The sequence below is a fragment of the Coleofasciculus sp. genome, from assembly GCF_046539235.1.
GTDB lineage: Bacteria > Cyanobacteriota > Cyanobacteriia > Cyanobacteriales > Coleofasciculaceae > Coleofasciculus.
Genome location: NZ_JBKHHI010000159.1, coordinates 1 through 13,529, shown reverse-complemented (window position 1 = coordinate 13,529; position 13,529 = coordinate 1). Strand labels below are relative to the sequence as shown.

Sequence of the window (13,529 nt, the reverse complement as noted above, 5' to 3'; positions counted from 1 at the left end):
TGCTTCACCGCTTAAGCGATAATCCTCATGCCTTAATTCGAGACTTCTGCCATTTCAATAACGCGCCCCTCTAAATCCTTGACTAAAAAATTCAACGGTTTTTGAGCGCGAACCTTATACTTGAGGCGTCGCATTTGTACCCGCATCAACACTTGTTCTAAGCAATCATGATCAAAGCAGACATGGCGGTGTCGATTTTTATTCCCATAGCTGGCACCGGAAATGACATGGAGTTGGGTATTTTTTTTAAGCTGATACCAAAGTCCCTCGGTTCCTTGGAGTTGAGTCGCACTGGTGGTTCCGGTATTGGTGGATAGATAGAGGGGATCGATCCCAGTTGCACCTAGGGTTTGCTCATAGTTGTAGTAGTAATGTAAGGGAACTTCCGCGGCGGACAATTCCAGCAAGCCTTCGTAAAACTGCCGTGCCACCTCCAAATCAGACACCATAACAGTATGTACTTTTGGCGCACTGGTGAGAAACATCCACATCGCCACCGCGTAAGCTGCCAAGAGCATAACCATAATGCCTTGGGTGGAAAAAAGGCTATCTAATGGCAGAGACGGTAAAAAAGCACCCAAAGGCAGGAGCGGTAGTCGAAAGGCAATAATATCAACTGATAGATTCATTCTGACAAGCTATGTTGAGTTGATTTAAGTTTGACGAATCGGTTGTCCTGTTACAGGTTTATGATGAATACCATCTGATGTCCTATAGATGTTACTAGATGTTACTAATTTTAGCTAAGCTCAACCAGCTATGCTAATGCTCTGGTAGGTACAACTTACACGCTAAGTATGATAGGCGTCAGCAACTCACTGTTAAATCCTTGACAAAAGGGATAACACCTGAATAAGGGAGGCATCTACTGGAGAGTTAACGCCGCGCATTCGGAATTCTAGCTAGAACGTAAAGACTGTGCATATTCCACATTTTTCTGAATCCAACCATCCGCTAGTCAAATCCCTGTTTCACTACAGCGATCGCGAACTGGTGACTCTGTTTCAGCGCTATCCGGAACAGGGAAAGTATTTCACGGCGATTTTTTGCCGCTATAGTCCGATTGTCTATACCTTAATTCGTCATTCGGCGCGATCGCCTGTGCAAGCTGACTACCTCTTTGCCCTTACTTGGCGTCATATTTTCTATGAATTGCGGGGAATGGACTTTATCAAAGAGGCGGCGAGTGAGTCCAATACCTTCCAAAGCTGGCTAATTAACATGACAGCCGTCTGCATCAATCAAGCGGAGTTACCCCCAGTGGAGTCCATTCACTATACCCTCCAAGCTGCACCACCCCCATTATGGTGTTATCTGGAGGCAGCATTAGAACAGTTACCCCCTCTGATGCGGTTAATTGTGATAATGGCTTTAACCTTTAAGTGGAGTGAAACCCGCATCGCCGCCTATTTACAAGCCGAAGGCGAAGCGATCGCACCCGCTCAAGTTAGACGCCAACTCCAGCAGGGGTATCAGCGATTAGAGGCAAACTTACCCGATGATATTCGCGAGATTTACTTACAACAAGCGGCGGATAATGCCAATGACAAGTCCGAATCCAATGCTGTACCCGTGTGAAATCCTCTGACGCTGTAATCTTTGATTCAGCAAGAATCCGACTTACAGCCCCTCAAACTCCCCAGTGGTTAAACTAGGGATAGACATTCCCTATCCCGAACAAAAAATCATCAATCAATGAACAGAGGATATCTCTCGGTGAACGTGATGCGTCGCACATCGGTGGCTCTGATTTCTGGGGCGGTACTAATCTTGAGTAACCCGGCTCTAAGTCAAACCGTCTCCAACAACACCGAGGGTTTTGACTTACAAGATCAATTGACGATTCCCTTGAATAGGAGCCTTCAACGGGAAGCTAGAAATGAGGCGGATATACTCCTGCGGTTAGGAGGAGAGGCAAAGCGTCAAGAAAATTGGCAAAAAGCCATCGCCTATTGGCAACAGGCGTTGGATCTTTATCAAAAAATTGGCGATTTTGAAGGGCAGGGCTTAGCTTACAATTATATCGGTCTGACTTATGCTGATTTAGGACGCTTTTCCCAAGCCGAAGAGTCTCTGCGCCGTCGGTTAGGGGTTGCTCGTTTCCTCCAAGATTTTCAGGGACAAATTTATGCCTTGAATAACGTGGGTACGGTGCTGCTGCAATCGAATGATCTCGACGCCGCCCAAGAAAGCTTTACTGAAGCCCTAACCATTGCTCGCACAGTGGGCGATCGCGAAGGGGAAGGACTTAGTTTGAGCAACCTGGGTTTAGTCGCCGCTAGTGGGGGTGATTATTTAGAGGCGATTAAGCTGTATAAAGCGGCGATAACCTGGCGACGGCGATTAGGCGATCCCTTGGGAGAGGCAAATACCCGTAATAATTTAGGGGATGCCTATTTCGCGATCGCCTCCTACAAAGATGCGATTGGTTCCTATCGCTACACTTTACAACTGGCACAAGACAGCCGCGATATTCCTAATCAGTTTCGCGCCCTGCGTGGATTGGCGAAATCCTACAGCATCATTGGTCCAGATTTGCTGGCTATTCGATACCTGAATCAACATCTCGCCTTAGCCCAAGAACAGGAAAGTTTAAGCCGAGAACTCGTTACACTACAGTTATTTGCCGAATTTTACCTCGCCAGAGGCAATGTACCCAAAGCCAAGCAATTTTACGAACAAGCGATCGCTCTCGCCAATGCGATCGGTGAAACTCAGCAAGAAGCTTTATTACGCAATCAGTTAGCCCAACTCCTTTATCAGCGAGGAGATTGAAACGGTTAAATCTTTCCCTTGCTCCTCGGCTCTCAGACGTGCCATGGCACGTCTCTACTTAACCGGAATCTTTTCGGTCTGCTGAATTTTTTTAACTCCCCAGGCCGGATTCGAACCAGCGACCAATCGGTTAACAGCCGACCGCTCTACCACTGAGCTACTGAGGATCATGACTTCAACGCTTGCCACGATTACTAATCTTACCCAGTAAAGGGATGATTTGGCAAGTCCTTTGGCAAAATTTTTTTCAGAGCATCCACGGTGACACCTTCTGTTTCCCAGTTATACCCCTCATTTCACAGCCAGAGTAAGAGCCGGAAAGCCTTATGTTCAAAGCCTTTTAGCCAATGCTGTTTCCTCTATACTTATCCGGATAATCGCAAAAGGTATAGGCGTAGATGGCAGATTGCAGATGGCAATACCGTAAGCTGTGGGGAAGTAGAGACTCCTCCGGTGGAACGTCTAGAAGCGGTGTAGGGGCAGATTTTACAGATATAGCACTACGGGGGGTACGTTAGAACTTGTGACTCGGCGAAGATTGTGACAAATGCACAAGCCCATCAGTTTTCCCAGCCGATTGAGTATCAGCCGGATCTGAAATTAATCCAATTGAGCGATGACGTTCAACACTTCACGAGGATGTTTAACTAAAAAGTCAGGGTTATAGTTGATTAATGCATCGGCAGAATTAAATCCCCAAGTTACGGCTATCACCTTTATATTAATTTTCTTTGATGCCGTAATATCTCTTGTCTCATCTCCTATATAGACAAGGGAGCTTGGTTGAAAGTCGTGGTAGTCGATGAGTCTTTTTAAGGCGCGTGATTTGCCAAAAATTGTCGGCTCTGAATCAATAAAATTAAAAAAACAGTCTAACTTATGTATCGCCAAGAACTTTTTCACATTGTCGGTGCTATTTGACGTTAATATACCAATGACCTTTTCTTGATTGTTCAATGCCTTTAACAACTCAGGTATTCCAACAACAGGATTTAAAGATTCAATATCCTTGTGTAACTCTGATTGAATGCGCTTAAGCAGAAAAGGAATCTTAAATAACGAAAGTCCTGATTCTTGAATAATCTGGCGAGCGCTTAAATTTCTCACTCTCTCAATATCTGATGCCATTAACGGTTTATATCCAAAGTCGTCCGCTAAATGATTGGCAATCAGGGCGATCGCGTTGAAGGTATCCGCCAAGGTGCCATCAAAATCAAAAATAATAACTTTTATACTCATGAGTTGGCTCCGACAAGTGATAATGAGTAGCGAAATGCCGATAGATGAGGCGAAAATTTAAATGGACATTCTGCTAAAACGGCAACGACAGAAACATCTCAGTTCATCCAAGATTTATCCGAATTCCCTCAGCGTAGGAGCTATAGTGCAGGAGACGATCAAAAACTGGGTATTACAATTTATGTAAACCAAGCAAAATCTGGGTTTTAGGGATAAACAATCGCGCCTATAATCATATCACGACAACCACGGGCATGGGCAGAATTACTGTATGATAAACGTTAATGACTGAAAAACTCAAATGTTTCAGACGTTTACCGAAGTCCTCAATTATATTGCCGAGCATCCAGACAACGTGAGGGAAGCCCTAGGGCAACATCTGCTATTGGTACTCGTACCACTAACCATCAGCTTGGTGCTAGGTTTACCGTTGGGGCTGCTGAGTGCGCGATCGCGAACTGCCTCTACTGTCTTAATTAATACCGTCAATGGCTTACGAGTCATTCCCAGTTTAGCGATTTTATTCGTTGCCATTCCCTATTTAGGGCTAAGTTTCAAATCGGCGGCGGTAGCGTTGACACTTTTAGCCCTACCACCGATTTTGATCAGCACAGATGTTGCCTTTCGCAATATTGAACCCACTATCATCGAAGCCGCCAAAGGGATGGGGATGTCTCCCCGGCAAATTCTGCAACAAATCGAAATCCCGTTAGTCTTACCCGTAATTATTGCTGGGATTAAAACGGCGACAGTTGAAGTAATTGCCAGTGCGACTCTAGCTGCTTTTATTGGTGCAGGGGGATTGGGGAGTTTTATTGTGTTGGGATTTGCACTTTATAATCAAAATATTCTATTAGTTGGTGCCATTCCGGTGGCAATATTGGCATTAGTGGCGGAGGTGAGTTTGAGTATTTTACAACGATTGACATCCTCCCACAGCGCGTAAGAGGCAAAGATGGTACAGACACCTGCTAGTCGAGAAACTGAAACCCTATCGATTGAATTGCCCAAGGCGATTGGGTTATACGTCACCCAGGAACAGTTTGCTGCTTTAGCCGCAGCCAATCGCGACTTGAGACTGGAAAGAAGTGCAAAAGGAGAGTTAATTTTGACATCCTCACCGCCCTACAAGGACGGTGATTCCTTTCCAGTTAGCCAATCCAAAAAAGACTGCCTAGACTCTTGATGGGTTGACGGCTCACCGCACACTGCCTCATCTGAGGTCTTACACGCGCTCCCCGTCCGTTTAGAGTCGTGGGTATGCCCTACCCCGACTTTTTCAACACCTCGGCTCCGCTCGGTGTTGACCCTGAGCGAAGTCGAAGGGTCAATATTCACTGAGGCATTATCATCCCGGTCATGCTCAGCACCACAATTAATGCACAGGATAGACCGCACCGACAGGTCTATTTTTCCCCATCGGTATCCGCAATCTGAGCAAACCTGACTGGTAGGCTCCCATCGGCTGATGACCCGAAAATCCCGGTTGTGCTTGTTGGCTTTGCCCTCGCACAATGACCGGAATTCATACCATCCAGCTTGAGATATTGCCCGTGATAATTTGCGGTTTTTGAGCATACCGCTAACATTCAAATCCTCCAAGGCAATCACTTGGTTATCGTTAACTACCTTGGTGGATAACTTGTGCAGAAAGTCTTTACGCTTATCCCGGATTTGGGCATTGAGCTTGGCAACTTTAACCCGCATCCGCTCTCGCCGCTTGCTACCCCGTTCGCGTTTGGCTAACCGTCGCTGGCAACGCTTAAGTTTGCGGTAGAGGCGAGAATAGTCTGGGCTATTCACTTTTTCCCGGTTGCTACAGGATGCAAAGGTCTTTATCCCCAAATCGATCCCGATTGATGGGTTCTGAGGAGGCTTGATTTCCGGTTCCACCTCTACGACAAAGCTAAGGAAGTACCTACCTGCACAGTCCTTAATCACCGTTACAGAACTGGGTTCAGACGGAAGGGGACGCGACCAATGGGTTTTAATTTCCCCAATCTTGGCAAGGTACACCTTAGATCCCTTAACCCTAAACCCACGTTGAGTAAACCGAGCGCTCTGGCGATTAGTTTTCCGCTTAAACCGTGGTGGTTTAATCTTTCTCCCTTTACGTTTCCCTGACCGGGACTGGAAAAAGTTCTTGAAAGCTACCCCCAAATCAATAACCGATTGCTGAAGGGGAACAACCGACACTTGTTCCAACCATTCCCGTGCGTTGGTCTTTTTCGCTTGGGTTATACAGATCTTTTGCAATTCGCTGGTGTTGGGCAGCTTATCAGATTGCTTGCACAAGAAAAGAGCATCATTCCACACCACCCGAACACACCCAAACAACTGTGCCAGCGATTGACGCTGACCAGGGGTCGGATAGATTCGGTACTGGTATCTTGATTTCATGCCTTGTGCAATGTCCAATAAGAACATCTTACCACATTACCACACTGAGAAAAAGTCCCCCTAAAAGGGGGAGGCTTCAGACCCAAGTTCCCGGTGAACCCACCAACAGGCTGGGAAACTGGAAGACGCAACCGCAGCCTCACCGGACAACTTGATCGCTGGTACGAAGAAAATGAGGATTTGGGTGAAGCCTTTGACTCCTCGACTGGCTTTATTTTACCCAATGGTGCAACTCGCTCTCCTGATGCCTCTTGGGTGAGTCGGGAACGTTGGCAGAATATAATAATTGAAAAGCACAAAGTAGGTGTAATTATTATGCAGGCTATTTTTTGGAGTGTAGAAGAAGTTGCCCACAGAGCTAAACAATTTTACGAAAATGGCATTCGCCAACAAGTTGAGTATGGTGATAACATTGGCAAAATGATTGTGATTGATTCTGAAACAGGCGAATATGGAATTGATAAAACTGGCGTAGAAACAGCCTTAAGATTAAAGCAGAAGAAACCAAACGCAAGGTTATTTACGATGCGGATTGGTTATGATGTTGCTGTCAGCTTTGGTGGCGCGATTGAGCGCACTGTCAAATGATTTACGGCAGATTGATTGATGGTAAAGCGATAGTGCCAGTAGTTTTTCGTTTACCGACACAACCTGATTTTTCTTTAGATTTCATTATCGATACTGGGTTCAACGATCATCTTACCTTACCCCCACAAGCAGTCAGTGCGATGAATCTTCCGTTATATTCGAGTACGCAGGCAAGATTAGCCGATGGTAGCGAAGCTTTGTTATCTATACATTTAGCAACAATTGTTTGGGACAATCTAGAAAAAATAGTCCCCATTTTAGCATCTGGTTATAAACCTTTACTAGGAACAGCTTTGATGGAAGGATATCATCTGGAAATTGATTTTGAAGAAAATGGTTTAGTTTCGTTAGAACAAATTTAGCCCTCGATTTCATAGAGTCTGAACCACAAAAGTCAGTCACCTCATTAAGATGCAACAACACCTGCTCCAACTCTTTTACCAATCTCCACTCTCAATCAACCCTCACTCATCAGCTTAATTTTTCGTTGCGGATTCGATAGCCACTGTAATCCCAGCAAGATACCATTTAAAGCAAACGCCAGAATCGCCACGGTAATTGCCCCCGCCCAAATTTTATCGTAGCGACTCTGAGACACCCCATCAAACAGGAGTACCCCCAATCCTCCCGCCCCAAATTTAGCACCAATTGTGGAAATCGCGATCGCGACAATTGTTGCCAAACGGATTCCGGCAATACCAATAGGTAAAATCAGGGGAACTTGTACCCACCACCAACGTTGCCAAGCATTCATCCCCATCCCGCGTGCGGCTTCTAAAATTTCCGGATCAATCGATTGTAAGGCGACTAAAAAATTGCGGACTAAAATCACTTGGGTATAGAGAATCATTGCCACAACGACTGATTGACGGTTCAACCCCAAAAGTGGTACAAGCAGAATAATTAGCGCCAAACTGGGTATGGTGTAGAGGATGCCCAGAATCCCTAAAATGGGAATATTCAGCCAACGGTAGCGCGTGATCAGCACTGATAAAGGAAGTGCGATCGCCACCGCAATCAGTACGGCTAAACCAGTCATCTGGAGATGTTCGAGCAGTAATTGAACAATATCTTCAGGATTGTTAATAATATAGTTCATCAGGAGTCGGACAAAATTAAAGTTGATGGTTGAAACTAGGGAACTCTTAACAGGGAACAGGAAACAGCAAAGGACTCATGAGTTTGTATAATCTTTAACCAAATTGATGTCCAGATACTTAGTGCAAAGTTAAATAACTGTCAAATTGACAGATTACACTAAAGTTACCATTCCAGCCTAAAATGCAATTGGATTCAATGGAAGATAAGCATGTGCCGATTACTGGGCTACCTGGGTTCCCCTGTCCAACTCGATCAGCTTTTGTATAAACCTGAACGTTCTCTGGTTGTTCAGAGTTACTTACCCCAGGAGATGACATCGGGTGTCGTCAATGCTGATGGATTGGGTATTGGCTGGTATCATCTAACCCAGGATGTTGATCCGTTTACTTACAAAAATACGCTACCCATCTGGAATGATATTAATCTACCGGAATTGAGCCGTTATGTGGAATCTGACTGTGTACTCGCCTATGTACGGAGTGCGACACCGGGTCAAGCTTTGGATATGGGAAACTGTCAACCCTTTCGCCGCGATCGCATCTTATTCATTCACAATGGTTTTATCGAACGGTTCCGTCAAACGCTCTATCGACCGATTCGCGATCGCCTGAGTGATGAAATTTACCAGTCAATCCACGGTACAACCGATTCTGAGCATATTTTTGCCCTCCTTGTCAATGAAGTGCAAAAGGTTGCCGATGCTTCCTTAGAGAAAGCCTTCTCCCAAACCTTGATCCAGTTGACCCAATTAGCCCAATCCGATCAAGTTAGCTTTTCTGCCAATGTAATTCTCAGTGATGGGCATAGCCTCATTGCCAGCCGCTACGCATCGGGTAGTAATGCGCCAACTCTCTACTGGGTAAGGGATGACCCCAATTACCCTAACGCTGTCCTAGTTGCCTCTGAACCCTTGTTTGCGGGGAATTGGCACAGTTGCCCAACCAATAGCCTGCTGGTGGTTAAAGAGGATTTGGAAGTTTGCATCAATCAATTCTAAAGAACGGATAATGTCATGGAACTTGACCCATTCCAGAGGATGCCGATGCACCGCAATCTCAATGCCGTTGAAGTTTGTGTTATTCTAATAAATACCTACCATCTCATTTTTCTCAACCCAGCGCTCTCTCACGCTCGGGTTTTCTTAGATGTCTAACTAAGTCGAATAGGCATAGGTTGAGTTCTATAGCTTAGCTCTTAAGATTAGTTTGAGATAAGTCCAGGGTATTTTTTTCCGGCTTAACTATCTTTTAACAGTATTGCGGAATCCCGTTATCTGGTGGGATTCCTGCATTCTAGATGCCTGCACTTATCGCCTCATACCCTAGGTTTATTCATTCATACCCTGCCGAAGACAACTCCTGATTAGCCACGCCAATCGGGAAATTGACCCTGAAGACAGGCAGCGATTTCATCATTCCAGTCGTCTTCTATTTGGGTAATCCACGCCTCAAACTTGTCCTCAGTTTTTGAGTTGAACATTTTGTACCGTAGTTTTAACGACAATTTATCTCCGTGCTGAGATTGGTTATGAGAAACGTTGCAATAAGTCATTATGAATCTCCTGATAATTATTGATTAACTTTGAATTCCTAGCTTTTTAAACTTCCATTAACAAATATATTGAATTGTAAAGAAAAGATCTAGGCATTGAATAACACAACCTAGGTGATGATTGAATAGACGATTGGTGATACTGTATGGTCTGGATAAGTAATTCCAATGCAGCCTAACCGTGACTAGACAGAATCCCTTTGGTGAGCGAGGTCACAAATTTTATCTCTGCCTCTCTACCCAATCCATCGGAAATTTTTTTGATCAACTGGATCTACTCAACTGTAAAATCGGTAGATCAGTGGGATGAGATCCTAGAAAGCAGTTAACGGTGGTTAACGGAGTTTTGAACCAAATGGAACAACATCAGAAATCAACGGTTGTAATTACGGGTGCCTCGTCAGGGGTGGGTTTGTATGCTGCCAAAGCCCTGGCGCAAAGGGGAAACTGGCATGTGGTAATGGCTTGTCGGAATTTAGAGAAAGCCCAGAAAGCTGCCCAAGAGGTGGGGATGCCCGAGGACAGCTACACGATTATGCATATCGACTTGGGTAGCTTAGAGAGTGTGCGCCAGTTTGTAACTAAATTCCGGGAAAGCGGCAAATCCTTAGATGCCTTGGTGTGCAACGCTGCCATTTATATGCCCTTACTCAAGGAACCCCTGCGATCGCCGGAAGGTTATGAGTTGAGTGTTGCCACAAATCACCTGGGACATTTTCTCTTGTCCAATCTGATGCTGGAGGATTTGAAACATTCCTCGGCTGAGTCTCCCCGGCTGGTTATTTTAGGAACGGTGACTCACAATCCCGATGAATTGGGTGGGAAGATTCCACCGCGTCCAGATTTAGGGCAACTCAAGGGGTTTGAAGCGGGATTCAAAGAGCCGCACTCGATGATTGATGGCAAAAAGTTTGAACCCGTCAAAGCCTACAAAGATAGCAAAGTCTGTAACGTCCTGACTATGCGAGAACTGCATCGGCGCTATCACGAGTCAACCGGTATCGTCTTCAGTTCGCTGTATCCAGGATGTGTGGCTGATACACCCCTGTTCCGCAATCACTATCCCCTGTTTCAGAAAATCTTTCCCTTGTTTCAGAAACACATCACGGGTGGGTATGTGTCGCAGGAGTTGGCAGGTGAACGGGTTGCTGCTGTCGTTGCCGATCCTGAATATAGCCAATCTGGTGTCTATTGGAGTTGGGGGAACCGACAGAAGAAAGATGGTAAATCCTTTGTGCAGAAGGTTTCTCCCCAAGCCCGCGATGATCAAAAAGGGGAACGGATGTGGGAGTTAAGCGCCAAGTTAGTCGGAGTTGCTTGATCGGAGACTAAGCTGTCACCCATTTCAAGTGGGAATGGGTTGCGAGCTTTCTGGCTCACCCTAGAAGGATTTCACCATTATTGAGATTCAGGTTGAAATCCCAAACAGCTTAGGTGTTACCCTTCGTCCCCATTACTCCCGATCATGAGTCGGGGTGATTCATAAATTGCCCCGACTATAATTTGGGAAAAAATTGGTAAGTCTTGGGACATAAAGTATTAAGAAATATTAACAAGTGTCAACTACTGACTGTTCTCTATTCCCCGTTTCCTGTTGTTTTGTCCATGTCCTGACGACTTAATCGAAGAAATAATACAGTGTATTACGAAAGCGTTGACAATTATTGTATCCTTTTCTACCATAGTTAATATTCCTTCTAAAGAAGGTTACTTAGATGTATTACAGTAAGGGAATTTACTCTCACAGCTAGAAGAAAATCCCATTGCTGTGGACGATTGATGTTGACGATATTTAGATAGGGCGCATTTACCCAACAAGCCGTTAGGTTGTTCAAGCTTTGTGTTTTTAATCTAGACAAAGTTTTGTAGAACGGCAAAATCTGTTTGAGTGGAGCAATTCGTTGAACAAGATAGCTCTAAACGAATAGGTACTGGTAAGTGAAACTTTAGTGATAGCAGATGGATATTAGGGTGCATTTTCAGATTCAAGTGACGTGTTTGATCAGGGTCTTTATTTAATCAACGCCACTGATAGATAAGAATGCGCGATCGCTGTTTATTCTCTTTCAACAAGAGAGGGCGATCGCCTTTTTTTTGGTTAAACGTCTAGGATGGGAGGTTGAGTTGGACTCACCTGTCGAATAACCCGACAGGGGTTTCCTACGGCAATAACATTGGCGGGAATATTTTTAGTCACAACGCTACCCGCACCAATGGTTGTGTGATCACCAATCGTAACACCTGGACCAATAATTGCACCGCCACCAATCCAGACATTATTACCAATTTTAATCGGTGCAGCGAGTTCGCGTCCGGTTAGTCTTTGGGCGGGATCAGTGGGATGATAGGCGGTATAAATCTGGACATAGGGACCACATAACAGGTTATCGCCTAAGTGAACTGTATTACAGTCGAGAATCACACAGCCATAGTTCATATAGAGATTATCGCCAACATAGATATTACTGCCATAATCACAGTAAAAGGGAGGACTAATTTGAGGATTAGATCCCAGCTTGCCAAATAAGTCTTGTAAAAGGTGCGATCGCGTTTCTATTTCGTCTTCGGTTGTGGCGTTGTACAAGCGCGTGAGATGACAGGCTTGATTGTGCAATGCTTTTAATTCAGGGTCAGATGCTAGATATAGCTCTCCCGCTAACATCTTCTGTTTTTCACTCATCAGAAACTAACAGTTGCCTTCTACTCTACGAATCGTTTTAAAATTTGAATCACCCGATGCAGTTGGTTCTCACGGCGAGTTGAAAGGGTAAATTTATCGGATAAATCATATTCTCTTTGCTGAGAGTCTAGTTTAACAAAAAGGTAATCTTCTCCGGTGGTGATTAAACCATAAGCGGGATTCTCTGTTATGGGGTTAGACATCATGTAGGCGAGGGTTTGGGGTAAAGCCTGCATCACACTAAAACCATAGCGTTTGGTTTCTAAAAGGATGAGCCAGAATCTATCCTGCATGACTAAAATATCAATGAGTCCCTCTAGGATTTGGTCTTTGTCTTCGATTTCAATTTTGATGTATTTTTCCCCTTTGATCAGATAGGGGGGATCGTACAAGCCTAATAGTTCTAGAATGGGAGCAATTATAATCAGGTTTACGGTACTTTCGGTAATCGCACCTTCGGCTTGATAGTAACGATAGCGGGTTCGGAGGCGATCGCACGTTTCAATTTCCCCCAGACTGAGTTCTGGCAAGGGTTCTAGCCATTCGGGGAAGAAGGTTGGGTTGGTTGTCGGCTGCAATTGAAAGGTTTGATGCGCTTGGTTTAAGTTTGTAATTGCTTTGGTAACACCAATAACTTGGGGCATGGCATCAATTTGAGATAAGGGGGCGATTTCTCTGGGGAGTTGGCAACGCCTGGGCGTTCTTTCATTTTAGGGGTGATTGTTAACCTGTAAGCCGAATCGGGGCGCTGAATCCTGATTCTCTGGGATAGGGCTTGGTAACCAAGCCCCTACAAGGGTTGGTGCTAACTGAAAACTCGGATTCTGAATCCTATATTCTCTACAGGATAAGGCTTGCGGCGGAATGGCTTAACGGGTACGATGCCTTGATTGGGAAGGGGTTGGGGTGAAACGTTTAAGATTTGATACGAGACTCTTGTCAAATTCCGCTAGGCATTGGCTAGATTAGGATATCTTTTTCCGGTTTTCCCGATGAACTCAGTCCAACTCGGTATCCGCATCCCTACCCATCTTAACCAACGTCTGACTGACTACATTGAACGCACGGGGTTGTCAAAGACGGAGGTAGTGATTAATGCCTTGGCGTCTTATATGGGGTGTAGTGAGGAGATTCCCCTGAATGAACGGGTGGCGTCTCTTGAGGCGAAGATGATGGTGTTGGAGGGATTGGTTAA

The 13,529-nt window shown here is 45.1% G+C and carries 17 protein-coding genes and 1 tRNA gene; 10 read left to right on the top strand and 8 right to left on the bottom strand.

The annotated features are described in order from the left end of the window. Positions 1–32: 32 nt before the first annotated feature. Positions 33–629, bottom strand: a complete 597-nt coding sequence (locus ACLFWI_RS15495; protein WP_446410041.1) for a glyoxalase-like domain protein — start codon at positions 627–629, stop codon at positions 33–35. 289 nt (positions 630–918) lie between these two features. Here ACLFWI_RS15495 and ACLFWI_RS15490 point away from each other — a divergent pair, with 289 nt between their 5' ends. Both ACLFWI_RS15490 and ACLFWI_RS15485 read left to right on the top strand, forming a co-directional pair. Continuing rightward, positions 919–1,578, top strand: a complete 660-nt coding sequence (locus ACLFWI_RS15490) for an RNA polymerase sigma factor (RefSeq protein WP_446413667.1) — start codon at positions 919–921, stop codon at positions 1,576–1,578. 117 nt (positions 1,579–1,695) lie between these two features. Next, entirely contained in the window at positions 1,696–2,775 is a 1,080-nt protein-coding gene (locus ACLFWI_RS15485) for a tetratricopeptide repeat protein (protein ID WP_446413666.1), read from the top strand. 95 nt (positions 2,776–2,870) lie between these two features. Here ACLFWI_RS15485 and ACLFWI_RS15480 read toward each other — a convergent pair. Continuing rightward, positions 2,871–2,942 (bottom strand) — tRNA-Asn (locus tag ACLFWI_RS15480). A 94-nt stretch (positions 2,943–3,036) separates the two neighbouring features. Between ACLFWI_RS15480 and ACLFWI_RS15475 the strand changes: the two genes are divergently transcribed. Then, positions 3,037–3,252, top strand: a complete 216-nt coding sequence (locus ACLFWI_RS15475; protein WP_446413665.1) for a hypothetical protein — start codon at positions 3,037–3,039, stop codon at positions 3,250–3,252. A gap of 123 nt (positions 3,253–3,375) precedes the next feature. Here ACLFWI_RS15475 and ACLFWI_RS15470 read toward each other — a convergent pair whose 3' ends face one another. After that, positions 3,376–4,014: an HAD hydrolase-like protein gene (locus ACLFWI_RS15470; protein WP_446413664.1), complete on the bottom strand. Its 639-nt coding sequence runs from the start codon at positions 4,012–4,014 to the stop codon at positions 3,376–3,378. A gap of 301 nt (positions 4,015–4,315) precedes the next feature. Here ACLFWI_RS15470 and ACLFWI_RS15465 point away from each other — a divergent pair, with 301 nt between their 5' ends. After that, a complete protein-coding gene (locus ACLFWI_RS15465; protein WP_446413663.1) occupies positions 4,316–4,960 on the top strand; it encodes an ABC transporter permease in 645 nt (214 codons plus the stop codon). 9 nt (positions 4,961–4,969) lie between these two features. Then, positions 4,970–5,200 (top strand): hypothetical protein, encoded by a 231-nt coding sequence (locus ACLFWI_RS15460; protein WP_446413662.1) that lies wholly within the window; start codon positions 4,970–4,972, stop codon positions 5,198–5,200. Here the strand turns inward: ACLFWI_RS15460 and ACLFWI_RS15455 are convergent. Then, positions 5,140–6,414, bottom strand: coding sequence for an RNA-guided endonuclease InsQ/TnpB family protein (locus ACLFWI_RS15455; protein ID WP_446413661.1), 1,275 nt, complete (start codon positions 6,412–6,414; stop codon positions 5,140–5,142). The two genes, ACLFWI_RS15460 and ACLFWI_RS15455, sit on opposite strands and share 61 nt — an antisense overlap. 93 nt (positions 6,415–6,507) lie before the next feature. On the opposite strand from ACLFWI_RS15455, the gene ACLFWI_RS15450 reads away from it, so the two are divergent. Together ACLFWI_RS15450 and ACLFWI_RS15445 are read left to right on the top strand one after the other, a co-directional pair. Next, the gene (locus ACLFWI_RS15450; protein ID WP_446413660.1) at positions 6,508–7,002 is read left to right on the top strand and encodes a Uma2 family endonuclease; all 495 of its coding nucleotides are present in this window, start codon (positions 6,508–6,510) and stop codon (positions 7,000–7,002) included. Further along, positions 6,999–7,364 (top strand): clan AA aspartic protease, encoded by a 366-nt coding sequence (locus ACLFWI_RS15445; RefSeq protein WP_446410714.1) that lies wholly within the window; start codon positions 6,999–7,001, stop codon positions 7,362–7,364. The genes ACLFWI_RS15450 and ACLFWI_RS15445 overlap by 4 nt, the downstream gene beginning before the upstream one ends. 95 nt (positions 7,365–7,459) lie before the next feature. Here ACLFWI_RS15445 and ACLFWI_RS15440 read toward each other — a convergent pair whose 3' ends face one another. Continuing rightward, positions 7,460–8,101 (bottom strand): ABC transporter permease, encoded by a 642-nt coding sequence (locus ACLFWI_RS15440; protein ID WP_446413659.1) that lies wholly within the window; start codon positions 8,099–8,101, stop codon positions 7,460–7,462. A 210-nt stretch (positions 8,102–8,311) separates the two neighbouring features. Between ACLFWI_RS15440 and egtC the strand changes: the two genes are divergently transcribed. Further along, a complete protein-coding gene (gene egtC, locus ACLFWI_RS15435) occupies positions 8,312–9,100 on the top strand; it encodes an ergothioneine biosynthesis protein EgtC (protein WP_446413658.1) in 789 nt (262 codons plus the stop codon). 365 nt (positions 9,101–9,465) lie between these two features. On the opposite strand, the gene ACLFWI_RS15430 is transcribed toward egtC, so the two are convergent. Continuing rightward, the gene (locus tag ACLFWI_RS15430) at positions 9,466–9,654 is read right to left on the bottom strand and encodes a hypothetical protein (protein WP_446413657.1); all 189 of its coding nucleotides are present in this window, start codon (positions 9,652–9,654) and stop codon (positions 9,466–9,468) included. Between the two features lie 355 nt (positions 9,655–10,009). Between ACLFWI_RS15430 and ACLFWI_RS15425 the strand changes: the two genes are divergently transcribed. Beyond that, the gene (locus ACLFWI_RS15425; protein ID WP_446413656.1) at positions 10,010–10,975 is read left to right on the top strand and encodes a protochlorophyllide reductase; all 966 of its coding nucleotides are present in this window, start codon (positions 10,010–10,012) and stop codon (positions 10,973–10,975) included. A gap of 777 nt (positions 10,976–11,752) precedes the next feature. Here ACLFWI_RS15425 and ACLFWI_RS15420 read toward each other — a convergent pair. Beyond that, positions 11,753–12,334 carry a sugar O-acetyltransferase gene (locus ACLFWI_RS15420; RefSeq protein WP_446413655.1) on the bottom strand — a complete coding sequence of 194 codons (582 nt, stop codon included), beginning with the start codon at positions 12,332–12,334 and terminating at the stop codon, positions 11,753–11,755. Between the two features lie 20 nt (positions 12,335–12,354). Then, complete coding sequence (locus ACLFWI_RS15415) at positions 12,355–12,978, bottom strand: type I restriction endonuclease subunit R (RefSeq protein ID WP_446413654.1); 624 nt, start codon at positions 12,976–12,978, stop codon at positions 12,355–12,357. Positions 12,979–13,326: 348 nt separating this feature from the next. On the opposite strand from ACLFWI_RS15415, the gene ACLFWI_RS15410 reads away from it, so the two are divergent. Then, positions 13,327–13,529: DNA-binding domain-containing protein (locus tag ACLFWI_RS15410; RefSeq protein ID WP_446413653.1), on the top strand; the 203-nt coding region annotated here is incomplete at its 3' end.

Coding starts and splice junctions, on each gene's coding strand:
- ACLFWI_RS15495 (WP_446410041.1), bottom strand. CDS start 629: ATGAATCTATCAGTTGATATTATTGCCTTTCGACTACCGCTCCTGCCT.
- ACLFWI_RS15485 (WP_446413666.1), top strand. CDS start 1,696: ATGAACAGAGGATATCTCTCGGTGAACGTGATGCGTCGCACATCGGTG.
- ACLFWI_RS15470 (WP_446413664.1), bottom strand. CDS start 4,014: ATGAGTATAAAAGTTATTATTTTTGATTTTGATGGCACCTTGGCGGAT.
- ACLFWI_RS15465 (WP_446413663.1), top strand. CDS start 4,316: ATGTTTCAGACGTTTACCGAAGTCCTCAATTATATTGCCGAGCATCCA.
- ACLFWI_RS15460 (WP_446413662.1), top strand. CDS start 4,970: ATGGTACAGACACCTGCTAGTCGAGAAACTGAAACCCTATCGATTGAA.
- ACLFWI_RS15455 (WP_446413661.1), bottom strand. CDS start 6,414: ATGAAATCAAGATACCAGTACCGAATCTATCCGACCCCTGGTCAGCGT.
- ACLFWI_RS15445 (WP_446410714.1), top strand. CDS start 6,999: ATGATTTACGGCAGATTGATTGATGGTAAAGCGATAGTGCCAGTAGTT.
- ACLFWI_RS15440 (WP_446413659.1), bottom strand. CDS start 8,101: ATGAACTATATTATTAACAATCCTGAAGATATTGTTCAATTACTGCTC.
- egtC (WP_446413658.1), top strand. CDS start 8,312: ATGTGCCGATTACTGGGCTACCTGGGTTCCCCTGTCCAACTCGATCAG.
- ACLFWI_RS15430 (WP_446413657.1), bottom strand. CDS start 9,654: ATGACTTATTGCAACGTTTCTCATAACCAATCTCAGCACGGAGATAAA.
- ACLFWI_RS15425 (WP_446413656.1), top strand. CDS start 10,010: ATGGAACAACATCAGAAATCAACGGTTGTAATTACGGGTGCCTCGTCA.
- ACLFWI_RS15420 (WP_446413655.1), bottom strand. CDS start 12,334: ATGAGTGAAAAACAGAAGATGTTAGCGGGAGAGCTATATCTAGCATCT.
- ACLFWI_RS15415 (WP_446413654.1), bottom strand. CDS start 12,978: ATGCCCCAAGTTATTGGTGTTACCAAAGCAATTACAAACTTAAACCAA.